Raw genomic sequence first — 19,222 nt, forward strand, 5'->3', positions numbered from 1 at the left:
GCTACCGGACCGTCGTCGGACTGCGTTCGTTCGTGTGACGGTCGACGACACTCGCCCCACGGCTACTACGATACTCCTCACACATTGTCTCAATCACAGGATTAATTTGTATCAATTACGTTACTCGTGAAGTATGGATGAACACAGCCGTCGGAGGTTCCTTCGACTCGTCGGCGCCGCCGGGGCAGGCGTCGCACTCGGTACCGTTCCAGTGGCCGCGGCGGGCGAGAGAGAGCGCTTCCTCATCGACCTGCAGGAGGTCGACCGGTCGGCGGTGCCCGGAGACGTCGACATCGTCCACGACCTGTCCGCCATCGACGTGCTGGTCGCCGCCGGTGACCCGGAGAGCGTCGGAGGGGCGGCCGCGACGGCACCGGACGTGGCGCTGAACCGCCACGACGACCGCTGGGAGGGCGACTGGGACGGCGACGACGACGACCACGGGCACGGCGGACCGGCCAGAGAGCATCACGACGACGATGACGACGAGGAAGAAGAGCCGAAACTGCCCGACTACCGGTCGCTCCAGTGGGACAAGCACTCGCAGGAACTCGAAGAGGAGGTCCACGAGGAGACCCGCGGTCGTGGCAGTCGACTCGCGGTCATCGACTCCGGCGTCGCGGACCACCCGGACCTGAGACGCCCGTTGAACGAACGGCTCTCGAAGAACTTCACCGACGACGGCGAGAACTTCCGACCGAACGGGGCGGGCGACCACGGCACCCACGTCGCCGGTATCGTCGCCGGGACGGACGACTACCGCGGTCCCCGCGGCGGTATCCTCGGCACCGCGCCGAAGACGGACCTGCTCGCCCTCCGCGTGTTCTCGTCGGAGGGCGGCGCGGCGACGGGCGACGTCATGGCGGCGCTGATGTACGCGGCCGACAAGCGGTGTGACGCCGCGAACGTCAGCCTCGGGTTCCCGCTCCCGTTCGTCTACCCCGACGAGTACCCCGAACTGCTCACCATCAAGACGCTGTACGAACGCGCCGTCTCGTACGCGAACGAACGCGGGACGGTCGTCGTCAACTCCGCCGGTAACGACGCCCTCGACATGGACCCCGAGAGCGTGCTCAGCCTCCCGACGGAGGCCGAAGGCGTGTTCGCCGTCTCGGCGACCGGCCCCATCGGCTACCTCTGGGACGACGAGGAGGAGGGAGACGGCGAGTGGGACCACGACGAGGACGACCACTGGGACCGCGACGACGACGATCACTGGGACGACGACGGTGTCGACGTGGAGGAGGCGCTCGAACACCTCCGTCAGCCGACCACCCAGCCCGCCATCTACACCAACTACGGCGGCGACGTCCTCGACGTGAGCGCCGAGGGCGGGAACTACGACCCCGAGGCGTACGCCGAGGCCAACGACGGCGATGACGACAATCCGAAGTGGTACTACGACCTCGTCGTCTCGACGGTCACGCCGAACGACGACGGCACGCCCGGCTACGGCTGGAAGGCGGGGACGTCGATGGCGGCCCCACAGGTCACCGGCGCGGTGGGGCTGGTCCGCTCGCTCGCCCCCCGGATGGGCGTCCGCGAGGTCGAGGAACTCGTCCGCTCGACGGCGAGCGACCTCGGCGACCCCGACTACCACGGCGACGGCCACCTCGACCTGACCGCTCTGGTCGACGCAGCGGAGGACCGCGACTGGCACGACGACGGTTGGGACGACGATGACGACGACCACGACGGCGACCGTGGCGACGACTGGGACGACGACTGGGACGACGACGACCGAGACGACGACCACTGGTAGTCGGACTCGACCGCGACACCGACACGACTGTTTTTCCGTGACACCGGACGAGGAGCGCCGCGACCGGGCACCGCCCTCGCCGTTCGTATCGGTTCTCGTACAAAAACCCGGTTCAGGGAACGTTCTTGTGAGTCGCTGGCACACGTTCGAGTATGGCAACGGACCCCGACACCGCCGCCTCAGACGACCGGTTCGTCCGCGTCGCCGACCGCGAGACGCTCGAAGCCGACGGGCAGGCAGTCGTCAGCGAGGACGGCCAGGCCATCGCGCTGTTCCACCACGAGGGCGAGGTGTTCGCCGTCGACAACCGCTGTCCGCACATGGGCTTCCCGCTCTCGCGGGGGTCCATCGAGGACGGCATCCTCACCTGTCACTGGCATCACGCCCGGTTCGAACTGGAGGAGGGCGACACGTTCGACATCTGGGCCGACGACGTCCAGACGTTCCCCGTCGAACTGCGCGACGACGGGGTCTACCTCGACCCGGACCCGCCCACGGACGTCGACCCGGCGACCCACTGGCGCAATCGCCTCGCCGACGGCCTCCACGAGAACCTCTCGCTCGTCATGGCGAAGGCCATCATCGGACTCGACGGAGAGGGCCGCGATGCCGGAACGGTCTCGGACAGTGCGAGCGGAGAGCGGAGCGAGCCGCGAGCAGACGGGTTCCACACGCCCGTCGAGACGGCCGTCAACTTCGGGACGCGCTACCGCGAGATGGGGTGGGGTCGCGGCCTCACGACGCTCGGCTGCATGGCGAACCTCTACGACGACGTCGGCGGGCGCGACAAGCGCCGCGCGATGTTCATGGGCGTCCGCGAGGTAGCCGACGAGACGGCCGGGTCGGCTCCGCGCTTCCAGCAGTACGCGTTCGACAACCGCGAGGTCTCCAAGGAGCGACTCAAGGAGTGGTTCCGCGACTGCGTCGAGGTGCGTGACCGCGACGGCGCGGAGCGCGTCCTCCTCACCGCCATCGGGAACCTCCCACGGGAGGACGTCGCCGACATCCTGTTCACCGCCGCGACGGACCACCTCTACCTCAACAACGGCCACTCGCTCGACTTCGTCAACACGGCGTTCGAGACCGTGGACCACATCGGCTGGGAGGACCACGCCGACGCCGCCCTCGCCTCGACGCTCGAACAGCTCACGGGCGCGACGCGCTCGGAGGAACTCTCCTCGTGGCGCCAACCCGTCGACATCGCCGAACTCGTCTTCGACGCCCACGACCTGCTCCCGGACCTCGTCGCTGCCGGCGCCGGGAAAGAGTGGAAACGACCCGAGTGGTTCGTCGAGACGCTCCTCGAAGACGACCCCGAACTCGTTATCGACACGCTCACCGACGCGATTCGGGAGGGGGCGACGACGGAGCAGCTCGCAGACGCCGTCGCCCGCGCCGCGACTCGCCGGGTGGCGTACTTCGCGACGAACAACGAGTTCAACGACTGGAACACAGTCCATCACACGTTCACCTACGCGAACGCGGTCCACCGCGCGACGGCGAAGACCGACGCCACCGAACTGTACCGCGGCTGTCTCGACGCCGCGATGTCGGTGTACCTCGACCGGTTCCTCAACCAGCCCCGAGCGCCCGTCCCGTCACCGGGCGAGAGCGACCGCGACCCGCTCGACGTCAGGGAGGAACTGCTCGACTGCTTCGACGAGCAAGGGCAGGTCAACCGGGCGGCCACGCTCGTCAGCGAACACTTCGACGCCGGCGGGGACCCCGCGGACCTGAAGCGGACGCTCGGCCGCGGCCTGCTCCGGGAGGACGCTGGCTTCCACACGCTCCAGAACGTCGAGGCGGGGTTCCAGCGGTTCGACGCGCTGGCCGACGACCCGGCGACAGACGAACTGGAGGCGCGACTCGCGCTCGTCGCCCCGGCGCGCTACATGGCCGCGCACTTCCCGACCCGTCGCTCCGCGGAACAGACGTTCTCCATCGCCACGAGACTCCATCAAGGGGAACGACTCCACGAGGTCGAGTGAGGGGCCTCAGAGCGAGTGACGGTTCCGGTCGGCCGAGGGCCTCCGGTCGCTCGCCGGTTCGTACACCAGCATCTCGTCGACGCTGACGTCGTAGAACAGGCTCCCCCGAGGGACCCGCAGGAGGTAGTACAGCAGGTACAGGTCGCCAGCGACGCCGCTCGTGTTGACGATCAGGGCGACGACGAACGGCACGACCAGCCAGTCCGGCACGACGGCGAGCGCGAGCGCACAGCCGAGCGTGATGACCACGAGCGGTGCGACGGCGGTGAGCGCGAGGTCACGACGCGTGACGCGCTGTTCGAACGTCCCGGCGTAGGCGGCGTACAGCAGCGTCCCGAGATGGGCGACGCCGAACGTGACCCGGTAGCCAAGCGCCCGCGCGACGACGCCGTGGACGGCCTCGTGGACGACGAGCGTCCCGACGAAGGCGACGACCAGACCGAGCAGCCCGAGGGCGACCCCGCCCCAGACCCCGAGCCCCGCTATCGACTGACCGAACGTGACGGTGACCTCGCCGCCGCGGAGCCACGCCGCGAGGACCAGCGCACCGACGCCCCCGACGACGAAGCCGACGAGACTCACCACCTGCAGAAGCGTCTGCGGGTAGGTGAACTCGTACGGCACGGCGAAGCCACTGAACACTGGTCGGGTGGGCACGCTCTCAGTTCGTCGGCCGAGGAGATAACAGTAGCGTGAGTCGTGTCAGCCGTCGTTCGGGGGACGCCGTGGACGCGTCGGCGTTCGACCGCGGCGTCAGCGGTAGTTCTTGAACAGCACCGCTCGCACGTCGTCGCGGGTCTGGACCGTCTCCGTCGACCCGTCGGGGAGGTCGATCTCGTAGCGCGCCTCGCCGTCGTCCTCGCGCCACTTGTCGTCGTGGGTCTCCAGCAGGTTCATCATCGCCTGGAGACGGTCGTTCCCACCCGTGTCCGAATCGAAGGACGAACCGCTCTCGCTGTCCTCGCCAGCGTTCTCCTCCTCGGCGCTGTCGTCTCCTTCGTCCCCCGCCTCCGTCTCGTCGCCGTCCTCGTCCGTATCGGCCGTCTCCGTCTCCGCGTCGTCGGCGTCCGCTGCGTCCTCGTCGCCGGCCGCGTCACTGTCGGCCTCCGCATCTCCATCGGCTTCCTCGTCGTCCGCCGCTGCTTCCGTCGCTTCCTCGTCCGCTTCTGCCTCCGCTTCGTCCGCGTCGTCCGTCGACGTTGGCGTGAAGAGCTCCTCCGACGCCTCTGACTCGACCTCCGCGCTGGTCGTCGCGTCGGCACCGTTCGTCTGCGTCGCCGTCGTTCCGGGCGTGCTGGTGTCGAGAGCGTCCACGTCGACGCTCGGCAGGTCGGGGTCCGTCGAGTCGTGAACGTCGATGAGGAACTGGAGGGCGTCCTGCGTCGTCACGTGGCCGTAGGGCCCGAGATACTCGGATTCGAGCGTGACCCGCACGCTCTCCAGGTAGGCGAGTTGGTCGTCGGTGACGTCGAGTTGTTGCATATGAACGGCCTTCGGGAGTCCTCGTATAAAGTTCCGTGCGTGTCGTTGTCGAACGTTCGCTCCATCCCAGTTGTTTTATCTCAACTGCGTTGGAACCAGGGGGCATGTCCGACACCGACTACGGCTCCGACGGCGACGCCGACTACGAGAACCTCGCGCTCAGCGTGGAGGGCGGCGTCGCCCACCTGACGCTCGACTCGACGAGCAACTTCAACTCGCTCAACCCGACGATGGCCGACGAACTCGTCGACGCGACGACCCGTCTCGCGGACGACGACGCGGTGCGATGTATCACGCTCCGCGGGACGGACGGCGTGTTCTGCGCCGGCGCGGACCTCGCCCAGTTCGACGGCGACGAGACGGACGCGCCCGAACTGCGGAGTCTCGCGTCGACACTCCACGACAGCATGCTCGCGCTCCACCAGGCCCCGAAACCGGTCGTCACCGGCGTCAACGGCGTCGCCGCGGGTGCGGGGTTCTCGATGGCACTCTCGGGCGACGCGGTCGTGATGGCCGACGACGCTCGCCTGGAGTTCGCGTACGGGCGTGTCGGCCTCACCGGCGACGGCGGGTCGACGTTCTGGCTCCCGCGACTCGTGGGCCTCCGCCGCGCGAAGGAACTCGTCCTGATGGACGAACCCGTCGACGCCGACTACGCAGTCTCGCTCGGCCTCGTCACCGAGTCCGTCCCGAGCGACGAGTTCGACGAGCGCCTCGAATCCATGGCCGAGCGACTCGCCGACGGCCCGACGAAGGCGTTCGGCGCGACCAAGCGCCTGCTCGACGAGAGCTTCGGCCGCGAGTTCGCCGGACAGCTGGCCGAGGAGGCCGACACTATCGCGAACGCGACCCGGACCGAGGACTACCAGCGCGGACACGCCGCGTTCTTCGGGAAGGAGGACCCGGAGTTCGTCGGTCGGTAGACATCTCGTCGGTTCGGCCGCGACAGCCGGCGCTCGTCGCGTCGAGAGAGACCGCAGAAGAACCGTCGCGAGTCGGCGCGATTACGAGTCGTCGGTCGTCTCGTCTTCCTCGTCGTCGACGTCTTCGAAGTCGGCGTCGACGTACTCCGACTCCTGTCCCGCGCCGGGACCGGCACCGGCTTCGCCGGGGCCAGCGCCCGCGGCACCTGCGCCCGCACCGGGACCGGCACCGCCCGGCCCCGCGCCGCCCGCGGCGGCCTGCTGCTGGTCGTACATCTGCTTGCCGATCTCCTGGAGTTCGGAGGCCAGCGCCTCGGTGGCGTCTTCCAGCTCCTCCGTGGTGGCGTCCTCGTCTTCGAGCGTCGCCTCCACGTCGTCGATGGCGGCCTCGATGTCCTCCTGCAGGTCGTCGGAGACGTTCTCCTCGTTCTCCTCCAGCAGGGTCTCCGCACGCTGGACCGAACTCTCGGCGTCGTTGCGTGCCTCGATACGCTCGCGCCGTTCCTTGTCCTCCTCGGCGTGCTCCTCGGCCTCCTGCTGCATGCGGTCGATCTCCTCGTCGGAGAGGCCCGCGCCGCCCTCGATGGTGATGGACTCGGCGTTGCCCGATCCCTTGTCCTCGGCTTCGACGTTGACGATGCCGTTCTCGTCGATGTTGAACGTCACCTCGATCTGCGGCGTCCCCGCGGGCGCGGGCGGGATGCCCGCGAGCTGGAACTCGCCGAGCAGTTCGTTCTGCTCGGCCATCTCGCGTTCGCCCTGGAACACGCGGACCTGGACGTTGGTCTGGTTGGCCGCGGCCGTGGTGAATATCTTCGACTCCTCGGTCGGGATGGTCGTGTTCTTCTCGATGAGGCGCTCGAACAGACCACCCTTCACCTCGATTCCCAGCGAAAGCGGCGTCACGTCGAGCAGGACGATGTCGTCGACCTCGCCGCCCAGGACGCCACCCTGAATCGCGGCACCGAGCGCGACGACTTCGTCCGGGTTGACGTTCTTCTTCGGCTCCTGGCCCGTCAGCTCCTCGACCTGCTCCTGGACCTGCGGCATCCGGGTCGACCCGCCGACGAGGATGACCTCGTCGATGTCGGACTTCGAGTAGCCCGCGTCCGAGAGCGCCTGCTCGGTCGGTTCGACCGTGCGCTCGACGAGGTCGCTGGTGAGCGACTCGAACTTCGCGCGGGTCATCTTCGTCTCCAGGTTGAGCGGGCCGGAGTCGGTGGCCGCGATGAACGGGAGGTTGATGGTCGTCTCCTTCCGGCTGGAGAGCTCGATCTTCGCCTCCTCGGCGGCGTCCTTCAGGCGCTGGAGCGCCTGCCGGTCGTCGCGGAGGTCGACGCCGTGTTCGGCCTCGAACTCGTCGGCGAGGTGGTCGATGATGGCCTGGTCCCAGTCGTCGCCCCCGAGGTCGTTGTCGCCGTTCGTGGCGACGACCTCGTAGACGCCGCCACCCAGGTCGAGGATGGAGACGTCGAACGTGCCGCCCCCGAGGTCGTAGACGAGGACCGTCTGGTCGGAGTCGTCGTCGAGACCGTACGCCATCGACGCGGCGGTCGGCTCGTTGACGATGCGCTCGACCTCGAACCCGGCGACCTCACCGGCGTCCTTGGTCGCCTGTCGCTGCTTGTCGTTGAAGTACGCCGGGACCGTGATGACGGCCTTCTCCACCTCGTCGCCGAGGTACTCCTCGGCGTCGCGCTTGATCTTCTGGAGGATCATCGCCGATATCTCCTCGGGCGTGTAGTCCTCGCCGTCGATGTCGACGGTGTACCCCTGCTCGCCCATGTGGCGCTTGATGGAGGAGATGGTGCGCTCGGGGTTCTGGATGGCCTGGTTCTTCGCTGGTTTGCCGACGAGGCGCTCTTCGTCCGTGAACGCGACGACGGAGGGTGTCGTCCGCTCGCCTTCACCGTTGACGATGATCTCCGGGTCGCCACCCTCCATCACCGCGAACGCGGAGTTGGTGGTACCGAGGTCGATACCGAGAATCTTGTTGCTCGCCATTACCGTCCCATACCGTTCTCGCACTGGTAAAGCTTGCTGAATAGGCCGTCACACACGTTCTATCGAATCGACCGCAGTAGTGCGGTTTCGAAAACCAACGACAGCTACCGCTGGGAAGTTTTATACAGAAGTTCCGGGACAGTCGGTCACGACGTCAACTGAGTGACGAGAGCGGCGAGTCGTGACGACCCGTGTTCGCCCGACCGTCGGTCGAGGTTGCTCCGTACGGCTCGCTTCCGGACGCCCGGAAGACTCGCTGTACCCGTCTTCCGTGCTCCCGCTCGCTAGCGCTCGCGGGAACTCCGAACCGTGCTACTCCTCGTTCTCGTCGTCCCCGTCACTGACCGTCACCTGCGCGGACCGGACGACCTTCTCGGCCATCTCGTAACCGGGGCGGTGGACCTGCGCGACGGTGCCCTCGGGGCGGTCGCTGGCGACGCGCATCAGCACCTCGTGGCGCTGTGGGTCCACCTCGTCGCCGGGGTCCGGCGATATCTCCTCGACGTTCTCGGCGTCGAGCACGTCGTCGAACTGGCGCAGCGTGGACTCGACGCCCTCCCGGATGTCGCCCTCCTGTTCCAGTCCTCGCTGGAGGTTGTCGCGGACGTCGACCATCCGGGTGACGAGGTCCTCCGTCGCGCGCTTCTTCTCCTGCTCGCGGCGCTTCTCCATCCGCTTCTTGTAGTTCTGGAAGTCCGCCTGCGTGCGGGCGAGTTTCGATTCGAGGTCTTCGGCCGTCCGGTCGGCCTCCTCGGCGCGAGCGCGGAGGTCCGCGATCTCGCGGGCGACCGCCTCGGGGTCGCTCTCCCGGACCCGTTCGACCAGGTCCTCGGCAGCGGTCTCCGCTTCAGCCTCGACGGCCGTGTCGGCCTCCCCGTCGTCGGCCGACTGGGCGTCGCTCGTCGTCCCCGGTTCCGTCGCGTGGCGGTCGGGCCCGTCGTCGGCCCCACCGTTCGCTGCGTCCGAGCGTCGGTCGTCGGTCGCCTCGTGGTCGGCGTCCGGCGTCTCCTCGGTCATACCCGAAGGGACGACCGGCGGGCGTTTAACCCGACCGGAATCCACTTGCTCGGGGACTCGCTACTCGCGGTGTGACACGGCTCTCGTTCGAGGAGGGGACGGTCCGACTGACGGACCCACCCGCCGACCTCGACCTGGCGTGGGTCGAACGCGACCCGCGGACGAAGACGGCCCGCGCGCCGGGCCACCGCTACGCCGACCTGCGGGACGCTCTCGACGCGGCGGGCGTCGAGTACGAGGATGGGGTCCTCGACGCACCCGCTCTCGACCTGACGACGAGCTACGAACTGCGCGACTACCAGCAGGCCGCGCTGGACGCGTGGCGCGAGAACGGCGACCGCGGCGTCCTCGAACTGCCGACCGGGAGCGGGAAGACGGTCGTCGCTATCGCGGCCATCGCCGCCCTCGACACGCCGACGCTCGTCGTCGTCCCGACCATCGACCTGCTCGACCAGTGGCGACGGGAACTCGAAGCCGAGTTCGACTGCGACCTGGGGCAGTTCGGCGGCGGCGTCCAGGAGTTCGGCCCGCTGACCGTCTCGACGTACGACTCGGCGTACCTCAGAGCCGACGAGGTCGGCGACCGGTTCGGTCTGGTCGTCTTCGACGAGGTCCACCACCTCGGCGGCGAGGGCTACCGCGACATCGCCCGCCTGCTGGCCGCACCCGCCCGGATGGGCCTGACGGCGACGTTCGAGCGACCCGACGGCGCTCACGAGGTCGTCGCGGACCTCGTCGGACCGCTGGTCTACGACGTGAGCGTCGACGACCTCGCGGGCGAGCACCTCGCGGCCTACGACATCAAACGCGTCACCGTCTCGCTGACCGACGAAGAGCGCGAGGAGTACGAGGCGGCACAGGGCACGTTCACCGACTACCTCGCCAGCTCGAACCTCCAGTTGCGCTCGGGCAGCGACTACCAGAAACTCGTGATGCGGTCGGGGAACGACCCGAGAGCCCGCGAAGCGCTGCTGGCGAAACAGCGCGCTCGCGACGTGATGATGCACGCCGACGCGAAGGTCGACGAACTCGAAGCCATCCTCGACCGGCACCGCGAGGACCGCGTCATCGTGTTCACCGCGTCGACGGACCTCGTCTACCGTCTCTCCGAGCGGTTCCTGATTCCGGCCATCACACACGAGACCGGCGCGAGCGAACGACGGACGATACTCCGACGGTTCCGCGACGGGACGTACTCGCGGGTCGTCGCCGCGAACGTCCTCGACGAGGGCGTCGACGTTCCAGACGCCAACGTCGGCGTCGTCCTCTCGGGGTCGGGCAGCGAACGTGAGTTCACCCAGCGCCTCGGCCGCGTCCTCCGACCCAAGGGAACGACGGCGGACGAGGATACGCCACCCGAGGACGTGGCGGCGACGGGAGGTGCGACGGCGCGCGCGGACGTGACGCCGACCCAGGACGACCTGCCCGCGACGCGTGCGGGTCGGGCCGTCCTCTACGAGGTCGTCACCGAGGAGACGGCGGAGGAACGCGTCGCCGCACGGCGGCGGTGAGACGGTATCCCGTACCGGACACTGCGGCGGTCGAGTGGCGCTCTACGGGCCGATATTTATTTCAGCGCTCACGTCTGAGTGCCGCGAACAGGCGGGCAGACGTCCGCAGTTCAACGCATGGCCGACGACAGTCTCATCGCAGAGATACGAAAGGCAAGCCCGAAACAGATATTCTACTCGACGAGCAGTGCGGTCCCCGACGCCATCATCGAGACCCGCTACCACGCAGCGACGGACAACGACATCCCCTACCTGTTCTACGCGGTGCAGTGTGGCGACTTCGCCGCCTTCGACGCCGCACTGACGGAGGACACGTCCGTCGCCAACCCCGTCGTCGTCGCGGAGGGCGACGGCGACCGACTCTACCGCGTCGAACCGACGCCGGAACTGCTCGTCGTCCCCGAACTGACGAAACGCGGCGGCGCGATGCTCAGCGCGTACTGTCAGGACGGCGCGTGGCACGGTCGGTACCAGTTCCCGAACCGTGAGGTGCTCGTGGCGATGCGAGAGTTCTGTACCGACAACGGCGTGACGTTCGACGTCCAGCAGTTGTACTGCGCCGACGGACCGAGCGACTGGGGGGGCGCCGGCATCACCGACCGCCAGCGCGAGGCGCTGGTCGCGGCGTACGACGCGGGCTACTTCGACGACCCCCGGTCGGCCACGCTGGAGGACGTCGCGGGCGTCCTCGACATCTCCTCGACCGCCGTCGGGCGACGGCTCAGGCGAGGAACGGCGGGTCTCGTCGAAGCAGTGTTCGGGACGAGTCGCTGACCCCCTTATAAAACAACAGCTGAGAAACGTGACAGTATATCTACCTCCATTGGCTACCTACGTCTGCGCGACCAGCGCGCGAAGCGTCACACCTGTCTGGGACCAATCCGGGCATGTCAGAGGCACACGTTCTCTCGTCTGCGATCTCCCTTCGTTCCATCTTCCACCTTCCAACCTCCTCCGATCAGTCCCGACATCGAATCCCTCGAGCGACCGAAGTCGCTTTCGGCGTCCTCGTCGGAGGAGTCGACGTGCTGACGAAGGACCTCCTGCGGGTCACCCGACGCGGCGGCGGCTACCGACCGCAGTTCACCGACGAGGGCGATAACCGCCTCGCCGCCCGTGTACTGGGCGTCTATCAGGGCCACGTCGATGAGACGCGGGCCGACCTGCAGGCGGCGCTGACGTCGCTCGAACGAGAGGCCGACGACTTCAAACTCGTCCGTGGGTTCGCGAGCCTACTCGACCGGGAGGCCACGTTCGAGACGCGGGCCGCCGTCGACCCCGAGCGGACCCGCGAGACGGTGTTCGGTGTCGCCGCCGAGCGGAACGTCGTCACCGCCGACGAGCGGGACGCGGCGCTGGCGGCGGCCGCGGAGCGACTGGGCGTCGACGCGGCGTCAGTCGACGAGTCGCTGTACGCCGACCGCGAGCAGCGACAGGTGCTGGTCGCGTTCGACTCGCGGTGGACGCCCGACGAACTGCGCCGCCAGTACGACCTCTCGCTGGCGCAGACGGCGTTGTTCGACGCCACCGAGGTCCGAGTACTCACGAACGACCCGAAGGCGTTCGTCTCGGCGGTCAAGCGCCTCAGGCTGATGTACGAGATTCGGAAGACGCCGGACGGTCGTGAGGTGGTGGTCACGGGTCCCGACGCGCTCTTCCGGACCTCGCGACGCTACGGGACGCGCTTCGCGCGCCTGCTACGGACGCTGGTGAAGACCAGCGACTGGCGACTGGAGGCGACCGTCGACGACCGGGGGACCGAGCGGACGCTCGAACTCGACGCGAGCGACCTCTCGGTGCCGGGGACCGACCCGCTCGCCGAACCCGCGTTCGACAGCGGCGTCGAGGCCGACTTCGCGACCCGGTTCCGGTCGCTGGACCTCGACTGGACGCTCGTCCGCGAACCCGAACCCCTGGAGTCGGGCGCACACGTCGTCATCCCCGACTTCTCGTTCGACTACGACCACGCGCCGTTCCGCGTCTTCTTCGAGATAATGGGCTTCTGGACGCCCGAGTACGTCGAGAAGAAGCTCTCGCGACTCGCCGACCTGGAAGACGTGGAACTGCTCGTCGCCGTCGACGAGTCGCTCGGCGTCGGCGAGGACCTCGAAGCCCTCGACTATCGGGCGATTCCCTACACCGGTACCGTCCGCCTCAAGGACGTCAGGGACGCGCTCCGGCGCTACGAGGACGACCTGGTCGCCGAGAGCGCGGCGTCGCTCCCCGAAGACCTGCGCCCCGGGGCGGACGTGACGACGTTCGCGGCGCTGGCCGAGGAGTACGGCGTCAGCGAGGACGCCGTCGAAGGGAAGTCGTTCCCCGAGCACGAGCGGGTCGGGCGGACACTCGTGCGGCCCACGGTGCTCGACGCGCTGGAGGGGCGGGTCGAAGCCGAGATGCCGCTCTCGGAGGCTGAGGAGGTGCTGGCCGAGGAGGGCATCACGGAGGCGAGCGCGCTCCTCTCGCGACTCGGCTACCGGGTGGAGTGGGACGGACTCTCCGGCGGCGTCCTCCGGACGAAGTGAGCGAGCAGGCGACGCGTGCCTCCGCCGCCGGTCGGTGCGTCGCACGCCGCGCGTCCGGTACGCGGTCCGAGGCGAAGCCTCGCAGACGACCGACGGTCCCGTTCAGACCACGGCACCGCTGGTCTCCGTCCCCGTTCAAGAACTCTCGTGCGACGACCCACCTGGCGGCTCTCGCCACCGTCGTCGACGACCCGTGCGTTCATATCGCTGGACGGTAACGGGCGTGTATGCCCGCGCTCGGCCGCTTCGACCTCTCGTGGGTCGGCGCTCTCGGACTCCTCGGTCTCCTGCCGCTCGTCTCGGTCGGCCCCTCGTGGCTCGTCTGGTTCCTGCTGTGCTTCGGCTTCCTCACGCTGCCGGTGCTCCGCTCGGCGAACAGTACGCGCTACGTCGTCTCGCGGCTCCTCTACACGCTAACACCGTGGGGGTTCGCGAGCGTAGTGGCCCGGTTCGGCGGTCAGTTCGTCGTGGTCGCCCGGTACCGTGGCAGGCCGCCGACGCCGGAGTCGGTCGACCAGACCGTCGCGCTCCGGCCACCGTTCGACGACCAGTGGACCGTCGCCAGAGGCGGCGTGACGGCGGGGAACACGCACTCGCCGGGCCTCCTCGCCCAGCGCTACGCCTACGACTTCACCTACACCGACGACCGGGGGCGGACCTACTCCGCCGACGGCATCTGGCTGGACGACTACTACGCCTTCGGCGAACCGGTCGTCGCCCCCGCCGGTGGCACCGTCGTCGCGACGAAGGACGGCCTGCGGGACCACCCGAGGCCCGGAACCGGGTGGACCGACTGGCGGACCTGGGACGGTCGGGGGAATCACGTCGTCGTCGACCACGGCGGGGAGTACAGCCTGCTCGCGCACTTGCAGGAGGGGAGCGTCGCCGTCGAACCGGGCGACCAGGTCGACGTCGGCCAGGAGGTCGGGCGCTGTGGCAACTCCGGGAACTCGACGGAGCCACACCTCCACTACCAGTTGCAGGACACGCCCGGCCGCTTCACCGCGGCGAGTCTCCCGCCCGCGTTCTCGGGCGTCGAACTCGTCCGCGGGGACGAGAGCGACCGGCGACGGTGGGCGTACCTCTCTCGCGGCGAGGACGTTCGCTACGTCGTCGACGAGGACGAGGGTCCGCCCGAACCCCACTGGACGGTGCGACGGGCCGAGATGATGCAGGAAGGGGACTGAGTCGGGAGAAGGGCGAGGTGGGACGTGGTTCCGCGGTCGGTCAATCGATGTCGCGACGACGCCCCTTCGGCACCTGCGAGCGCAACTCGCCGTGGAGGTAGAGGCCGACGCCGATAGGTTCGACGTCGCCGGCGAGGTCGTGGCTGACTATCAGGTAGCCCCAGTCGCCGTCCCAGTCGAGGGACTGGTCCTCGCCCGCGACGAACCGGCGGGCCTGCTCGTCGTCGAGGTGGACGACGTTCTCGGTGGCCGCGCGACCGAACCGCTGGACGGCGTCGGTCGTCGGCTTCCAGTGTTCCTGCCTGACGCGGAGGAACACCATCCCGAGGGCCTCCACGTCGATGCCGTCGGGCGCGTCGCCCGCGTACGCCCAGAGCTTCCCCGACCCCTTCTCCCAGAACGTGTACCCGTCGAACGTCTCGCGGGGGACGCCGAACCGCTCCGCCCAGTAGTCGAGAATCGCCTCGCGGGAGGGACGACCCTCGACCACCCGGTCGGCAGCCGTCTCCGGGAGGCGTTCGAAGACGTGGCTGCGGTTCTCCCGGAGGCCCGCGTCCTCGCTCGGCTCGTCGTAGGTCGCGAAGTCCTCGCGGCTCATCCGGTCACCTCCAGTTTCGCACAGAAGAACCCGCCAGTGTCGTTCAGGTGCGGCCAGACGCGTTTCGCGCGCTCGACCGACGGGTCGTACTCGTCGCCCTTCCACTCGGTGACGCCCGGCCGAGTGTCGAGCGGTACGTCGAACTCGACCAGTTCGCACGGCTCCTCGCCGAGGACGTGGTCGAGGACGGCCTCGTTCTCCTCGGGGGCGAACGTGCACGTCGAGTAGACGACGGTGCCGCCGGGACGGGTGGTCTGGATGGCACGCCGGAGGATGTCTCGCTGGACCGACGCTATCTGTCGGATGCGGCCGAGCGACCACTCGTCGAGCGCGTCGGGGTTCTTCCGAATCGTCCCCTCGCAGGAGCAGGGCACGTCGACGAGCGCCCGGTCGAACAGCGGTTCCTCCTGGCCGTCGTGGCTGTCGTCGCCCCCATCGCCGCCGTCCCCCTCGTCGGGCGTGAACGGGCCGAGCGAGAGGTTGCGCGCGTCCTGGTTGGTGACGACGAGGTTCGTCACGCCGCAGCGCTCGGCGTTCGAACGCAGCGCCGAGAGGCGGCCGAGGTTGTTGTCGTTGGCGACGAGCGTCCCGGTGTCGTCCATCATCGCCGCGAGCTGGGTCGTCTTGCTCCCCGGCGCGGCACACGGGTCGAGGACGCGTTCGTCCGGTTCGGGGGCACAGACGAGCGCCGGGAGGGCGCTCACCTCCTCCTGACCGTAGAGCCAGCCGTGGAAGTACGGCCACGAGGTGCCCGGCGAGTCCGAGTCGAGGCGGAGGAGTTCGGGGTACCAGTCGGCCTGCTCGTAGTCGTGCCCGTCGTCGTCGAGGGCGCGTCTCGCCCGGTCGACGGAGGTCTTGACGGTGTTGACGCGGACCACCGAGGGGAGCCGCCGCTCGCAGGCCGCCCGGAAGGCGGCCACGTCGTCGACGAGCGGGTCGTAGCGCTCCAGTACCATACGCGGCGTACCCGGCGGCCGCGTTTGTGCGTTTCCATCCGACCGACGGACACCACGGTCGTCCGAGTCACGGCCTCCCTCCGGCACACATAGCGTTAACCCACCACCGACCCTCTGTCGAACTATGGCACGCATCGACGTCCAGAGCGACACCGAACTCGACTCGCCGACGCTCGTCGAGGGGTTGCCGGGCCTCGGCCTCGTGGGGAAGATCGCCGGGGACCACCTCGTCTCCTCCCTGGACCTCGACTACTACGCGGGGGTCCACTGCGAGGGCATCCCGCAGGTCAGCGTCTACCGGGCGAACTCCTCGGACCTCATGCCGCCCGTCCGCCTGTACGCGAACGACGACGGCACGTTTCTCGTCCTCCAGAGCGACATCCCCGTCTCACCGCAGGCCGCGGGAGGGTTCGCCGAGTGCATCACCTCCTGGATCGCCGAGAACGACGTGACGCCGCTCTACGTCTCCGGGCTCCCGAGCGAGAAGGAGGCGGACGTCCCGGACGTCTACGGCATCGCGACGGGCGAGGGGTCCGACCTGCTCGACGACGCGGGCATCGTCCCGCCACCTGAGGGGGGTCTCGTGAGCGGCCCGACCGGCGCGCTGCTCGCCGAAGCGAGTGAACAGGGCGTCACGGGCGTCGGCCTCATCGCCGAGGCGAGCAGCCAGTTCCCGGACCCGGAGGCCGCGCGGTCGGTGCTGGAGTACGGCGTCGAACCGCTCGCCGACGTCGAAGTGGACACCGACGACCTGGTCGAACAGGCCGAGGACATCCGGGAGGCCCGCGAACGCCTCGCCGAACGGATGCAGCAGGCGGAGGCCGACGAGAGCTCCCAGGCCCAGCCGCTGCGGATGTTCCAGTAGCGTAGCGGGCGGTCGCGACGAGGTACGGACCGGTCTCCCCAGCGCTCAGCGCTCGGCCGCACACCACGGGCAGAAGTCGTAATCGTCCTCGATTCGGCGGCGGCAGTTCGGACAGCGGTCGGTCGATTCGGCGTCAGCATCGGCGTCGGTGGCCCCGCCGGCCGTCTCGCGTGCGGTGGGGACGTTCTGGCCGCGGGAGGCGAGCCAGTAGGCGTCGACGATGCAGAAGACGGTGACGGCGAACAGCGCCCCCGCCGCCCACAGCGGGAGGTTGCCCCACGCCTGGACGACGGCGTCGATGCCGCCGTCCTCGATGGCCGTGTCCTCGAACACCCAGAGCGCCGTCGACACCCACAGGAGGAACCAGAGCAGCGCCCGGAGCCACTCCCGCAGGTAGACGTGCCCGAGCCCGGGGTAGACGAAGGCGAGCACCGCGGCGAGCCACGGACGACGGCGCCTCATCGGTGGGATTCGATGCTGAACACACAAGAGCGTTGTGCAGTTTCACCGTCGTGAACGGGCGCTGTCGGGCGGAATAGGTCACGACGAGTCCGGCAGGCGGTCACCGGAGCGCGTCGACCAGTTCGCGGAGCGTCGCCAGGTCGTACTGACCGGGGGCCGTCGCCCGTTCCGGGTCGACCGGCGCGTAGCCGATACGGGACCCGTACAGCGGGGCGACGGCGCGAGAGTGACGGCCCGTCTCGCCCATCGCCATCGTCGCCACCCGTTCGCCCGCCTCGGTCTTGGCGTGGGTCACCCCGAGCAGGTGGAGCACGTCGGCTCGCGACTCGGCCATCACGGCGAGTTTGGCTACGTCGCCGAACTCCAGCGCCTGGTCGAGCAGGCGACCGCACTCCTCGCGCGCCGGGGTCTCCTCGAAGTCGTGAATCGACACGACCACCGACGCGTCCCGCTCGCGGGCGTGCGCGATGGTCCACAGCGCGTCGTCGTTGCGCGCGCCGACGATGGCGGCGAGTTCGACGTCGATGGCCTCGACCGCGGGGTGTTCGGTGGCCGCCGCCAGCGCGACGAGTCGGTCCTCGTCGTCCGGTGCGTCGCCACCCTCCCACTCGACGCGGTTGGTCGCCAGAATCGGAAGGTCGCCGTCGTAGTCGTCGAGCGCGGCCAGCGGGTCGCTCGCCTGGTCCATCCGGAACTCGATGATGTCGGCGTGGTCGCGGGCGTCGGGTTCCTCGTCGAGGTCGGCGGTGGATGCGGCGAGGACGAACCCGTCGAAGTTCATGCGAGCGCTTCCGGTCGAAGCCTCAAAACTCGACCGGGGTGTGCTCGCAGGTCCACCCGGTCGTCGCGCCGTCGGCCGCCAGCGGCCCGTCCGTCGCGCCCGTCGTCTCCAGGTCCGCGGGGTCGGTCGCGTCGACGGCCTCGACGGCGTAGAGACGGATTCGCTGCTCCTGTCCCGTGACGACGCCGAAGTCGTAGTGGTCGGCCCGGTAGTTCGTCTCCCGGTCGGCGGCGAACGTCGCGTGTCGGTCGAGGCGGTCCGCGGCGAGTTCGCTGGAGCGGTCCTCGATGTCGACGAGTCGGTCGGTGAACGCCTCGACGAGGCCCCGGTCGAGTTCGACGCCCAGCGAGTCCCGGCCGGAGAGCATCGCCGCGAGCGTCGTCGTCCCCGTACCCCAGAACGGGTCGAAGACGCAGTCGCCGTACGTCGAGAACATCCGGATGAGTCGCAGGGGGAGTTCGAGCGGGTACGCCGCCGAGCGCTCGCGGGCCTGTTCGTCGAGGCGCTGGTCGGTGCCGGTGAACGTCCAGAGGTCCGAGAACCACTCGTTGCGCTCCTCCCAGAAGTACGCCGCCTCGTAGCGCTCGTCGGCCTTCGGTTCGAGTTGCCGGGGACTGCCGTTGCGGACGACGAGTATCTGCTCGTGTTCGAGCGTCGGGTAGGCGTTCGGCGGGAGCATCCCCGACCCCATGAACTTCGTGCCGCTGTTGGTCGGTTTGCGCCACTGGATGCCCGGCAACTGGGTCAGGCCGTGGTCACGGAGTCGGGTCGCCAGTTCCGCGCCGTTGGGGTAGAGCGCGAACTCGTCGAGCGTGCGCGTCGCGTCCCCCACGTTGAGACAGGCGATGCCGCCCGGAACGAGGACGCGTTCGAGTTCCGCCCACACCGGGTCGAGCGCCTCGTGCATCAGGTCGAAGGCGCGTTCGCCGTCGTCGGCGTCGAGGGCGTCGCCGACGGCGGGGTCGAGGTCGCAGAACAGGTCGTCCCACATCTCGATCATCGGGTACGGCGGCGAGGTGACCACGAGGTCCACGCTGTCGTCGGGGAGCGCGAGGTTCCGAGCGTCGTCGACGTGGACCGCGTGTTCGGTCTGCATGGTCGTGAGTCCACGCCGACTACCTAGTGTCTTGTGGTGACAGTATCACTCGTGAGAACTCGTTT

Annotated in this window: 17 protein-coding genes; 8 read left to right on the forward strand and 9 right to left on the reverse strand. The window is 68.9% G+C overall.

Annotation, left to right across the window (positions count from 1 at the left end; all coding sequences use genetic code 11):
• Positions 1–133 precede the first annotated feature (133 nt).
• On the forward strand, positions 134–1,762 hold the full coding sequence (locus tag MX571_RS19210; RefSeq protein ID WP_247420118.1) for a S8 family peptidase: 1,629 nt from the start codon (positions 134–136) through the stop codon (positions 1,760–1,762).
• A 152-nt stretch (positions 1,763–1,914) separates the two neighbouring features.
• The gene (locus MX571_RS19215; RefSeq protein ID WP_247420120.1) at positions 1,915–3,750 is read left to right on the forward strand and encodes a Rieske (2Fe-2S) protein; all 1,836 of its coding nucleotides are present in this window, start codon (positions 1,915–1,917) and stop codon (positions 3,748–3,750) included.
• Between the two features lie 6 nt (positions 3,751–3,756).
• Here the strand turns inward: MX571_RS19215 and MX571_RS19220 are convergent, their stop codons facing one another.
• Positions 3,757–4,407, reverse strand: a complete 651-nt coding sequence (locus MX571_RS19220; RefSeq protein WP_247420122.1) for a DUF3267 domain-containing protein — start codon at positions 4,405–4,407, stop codon at positions 3,757–3,759.
• 96 nt (positions 4,408–4,503) lie between these two features.
• Complete coding sequence (locus MX571_RS19225) at positions 4,504–5,232, reverse strand: hypothetical protein (RefSeq protein WP_247420125.1); 729 nt, start codon at positions 5,230–5,232, stop codon at positions 4,504–4,506.
• Positions 5,233–5,336: 104 nt separating this feature from the next.
• Here MX571_RS19225 and MX571_RS19230 point away from each other — a divergent pair, with 104 nt between their 5' ends.
• On the forward strand, positions 5,337–6,155 hold the full coding sequence (locus MX571_RS19230) for an enoyl-CoA hydratase/isomerase family protein (RefSeq protein WP_247420135.1): 819 nt from the start codon (positions 5,337–5,339) through the stop codon (positions 6,153–6,155).
• Positions 6,156–6,236: 81 nt separating this feature from the next.
• Here the strand turns inward: MX571_RS19230 and dnaK are convergent, their stop codons facing one another.
• Both dnaK and MX571_RS19240 read right to left on the reverse strand, forming a co-directional pair.
• Positions 6,237–8,159: a molecular chaperone DnaK gene (gene dnaK, locus MX571_RS19235; RefSeq protein WP_247420145.1), complete on the reverse strand. Its 1,923-nt coding sequence runs from the start codon at positions 8,157–8,159 to the stop codon at positions 6,237–6,239.
• Between the two features lie 312 nt (positions 8,160–8,471).
• Entirely contained in the window at positions 8,472–9,176 is a 705-nt protein-coding gene (locus tag MX571_RS19240) for a nucleotide exchange factor GrpE (RefSeq protein ID WP_247420148.1), read from the reverse strand.
• A 71-nt stretch (positions 9,177–9,247) separates the two neighbouring features.
• On the opposite strand from MX571_RS19240, the gene MX571_RS19245 reads away from it, so the two are divergent.
• The 4 genes from MX571_RS19245 to MX571_RS19260 all read left to right on the forward strand — a co-directional run bounded on the left by MX571_RS19245 (position 9,248) and on the right by MX571_RS19260 (position 14,399).
• Positions 9,248–10,687: a DEAD/DEAH box helicase gene (locus tag MX571_RS19245; RefSeq protein ID WP_247420150.1), complete on the forward strand. Its 1,440-nt coding sequence runs from the start codon at positions 9,248–9,250 to the stop codon at positions 10,685–10,687.
• A 117-nt stretch (positions 10,688–10,804) separates the two neighbouring features.
• The gene (locus MX571_RS19250; RefSeq protein WP_247420153.1) at positions 10,805–11,461 is read left to right on the forward strand and encodes a helix-turn-helix domain-containing protein; all 657 of its coding nucleotides are present in this window, start codon (positions 10,805–10,807) and stop codon (positions 11,459–11,461) included.
• A 251-nt stretch (positions 11,462–11,712) separates the two neighbouring features.
• The gene (locus MX571_RS19255; protein ID WP_247420155.1) at positions 11,713–13,212 is read left to right on the forward strand and encodes a DUF790 family protein; all 1,500 of its coding nucleotides are present in this window, start codon (positions 11,713–11,715) and stop codon (positions 13,210–13,212) included.
• A 227-nt stretch (positions 13,213–13,439) separates the two neighbouring features.
• The gene (locus MX571_RS19260) at positions 13,440–14,399 is read left to right on the forward strand and encodes a M23 family metallopeptidase (protein WP_247420160.1); all 960 of its coding nucleotides are present in this window, start codon (positions 13,440–13,442) and stop codon (positions 14,397–14,399) included.
• A 40-nt stretch (positions 14,400–14,439) separates the two neighbouring features.
• Here the strand turns inward: MX571_RS19260 and MX571_RS19265 are convergent, their stop codons facing one another.
• Positions 14,440–14,997 carry a DUF7122 family protein gene (locus tag MX571_RS19265; protein ID WP_247420163.1) on the reverse strand — a complete coding sequence of 186 codons (558 nt, stop codon included), beginning with the start codon at positions 14,995–14,997 and terminating at the stop codon, positions 14,440–14,442.
• Positions 14,994–15,953: an RsmB/NOP family class I SAM-dependent RNA methyltransferase gene (locus MX571_RS19270; RefSeq protein WP_247420165.1), complete on the reverse strand. Its 960-nt coding sequence runs from the start codon at positions 15,951–15,953 to the stop codon at positions 14,994–14,996. Before MX571_RS19270 ends, MX571_RS19265 begins: the two co-directional genes overlap by 4 nt.
• A 124-nt stretch (positions 15,954–16,077) precedes the next feature.
• Between MX571_RS19270 and MX571_RS19275 the strand changes: the two genes are divergently transcribed.
• On the forward strand, positions 16,078–16,818 hold the full coding sequence (locus tag MX571_RS19275) for a proteasome assembly chaperone family protein (RefSeq protein WP_247420169.1): 741 nt from the start codon (positions 16,078–16,080) through the stop codon (positions 16,816–16,818).
• A gap of 45 nt (positions 16,819–16,863) precedes the next feature.
• Here the strand turns inward: MX571_RS19275 and MX571_RS19280 are convergent, their stop codons facing one another.
• From MX571_RS19280 to MX571_RS19290, 3 genes are all read right to left on the reverse strand, one after another.
• Positions 16,864–17,280 (reverse strand): DUF7575 domain-containing protein, encoded by a 417-nt coding sequence (locus MX571_RS19280; protein WP_247420172.1) that lies wholly within the window; start codon positions 17,278–17,280, stop codon positions 16,864–16,866.
• A 100-nt stretch (positions 17,281–17,380) separates the two neighbouring features.
• Positions 17,381–18,061, reverse strand: coding sequence for a type I 3-dehydroquinate dehydratase (locus tag MX571_RS19285; protein ID WP_247420175.1), 681 nt, complete (start codon positions 18,059–18,061; stop codon positions 17,381–17,383).
• Between the two features lie 22 nt (positions 18,062–18,083).
• On the reverse strand, positions 18,084–19,157 hold the full coding sequence (locus tag MX571_RS19290) for a DNA-methyltransferase (protein ID WP_247420178.1): 1,074 nt from the start codon (positions 19,155–19,157) through the stop codon (positions 18,084–18,086).
• Between the last annotated feature and the right edge of the window lie 65 nt (positions 19,158–19,222).

This window comes from Halomarina salina, assembly GCF_023074835.1.
Taxonomy (GTDB): Archaea; Halobacteriota; Halobacteria; order Halobacteriales; family Haloarculaceae; genus Halomarina; species Halomarina salina.

Bases quoted from the DNA above. Each gene is read 5' to 3' on its own strand.
- MX571_RS19210 (WP_247420118.1), top strand. From the start codon at position 134: ATGGATGAACACAGCCGTCGGAGGTTCCTTCGACTCGTCGGCGCCGCC.
- MX571_RS19215 (WP_247420120.1), top strand. From the start codon at position 1,915: ATGGCAACGGACCCCGACACCGCCGCCTCAGACGACCGGTTCGTCCGC.
- MX571_RS19225 (WP_247420125.1), bottom strand. From the start codon at position 5,232: ATGCAACAACTCGACGTCACCGACGACCAACTCGCCTACCTGGAGAGC.
- MX571_RS19230 (WP_247420135.1), top strand. From the start codon at position 5,337: ATGTCCGACACCGACTACGGCTCCGACGGCGACGCCGACTACGAGAAC.
- dnaK (WP_247420145.1), bottom strand. From the start codon at position 8,159: ATGGCGAGCAACAAGATTCTCGGTATCGACCTCGGTACCACCAACTCC.
- MX571_RS19240 (WP_247420148.1), bottom strand. From the start codon at position 9,176: ATGACCGAGGAGACGCCGGACGCCGACCACGAGGCGACCGACGACCGA.
- MX571_RS19250 (WP_247420153.1), top strand. From the start codon at position 10,805: ATGGCCGACGACAGTCTCATCGCAGAGATACGAAAGGCAAGCCCGAAA.
- MX571_RS19260 (WP_247420160.1), top strand. From the start codon at position 13,440: ATGCCCGCGCTCGGCCGCTTCGACCTCTCGTGGGTCGGCGCTCTCGGA.
- MX571_RS19265 (WP_247420163.1), bottom strand. From the start codon at position 14,997: ATGAGCCGCGAGGACTTCGCGACCTACGACGAGCCGAGCGAGGACGCG.
- MX571_RS19270 (WP_247420165.1), bottom strand. From the start codon at position 15,953: ATGGTACTGGAGCGCTACGACCCGCTCGTCGACGACGTGGCCGCCTTC.
- MX571_RS19275 (WP_247420169.1), top strand. From the start codon at position 16,078: ATGGCACGCATCGACGTCCAGAGCGACACCGAACTCGACTCGCCGACG.
- MX571_RS19280 (WP_247420172.1), bottom strand. From the start codon at position 17,280: ATGAGGCGCCGTCGTCCGTGGCTCGCCGCGGTGCTCGCCTTCGTCTAC.
- MX571_RS19285 (WP_247420175.1), bottom strand. From the start codon at position 18,061: ATGAACTTCGACGGGTTCGTCCTCGCCGCATCCACCGCCGACCTCGAC.
- MX571_RS19290 (WP_247420178.1), bottom strand. From the start codon at position 19,157: ATGCAGACCGAACACGCGGTCCACGTCGACGACGCTCGGAACCTCGCG.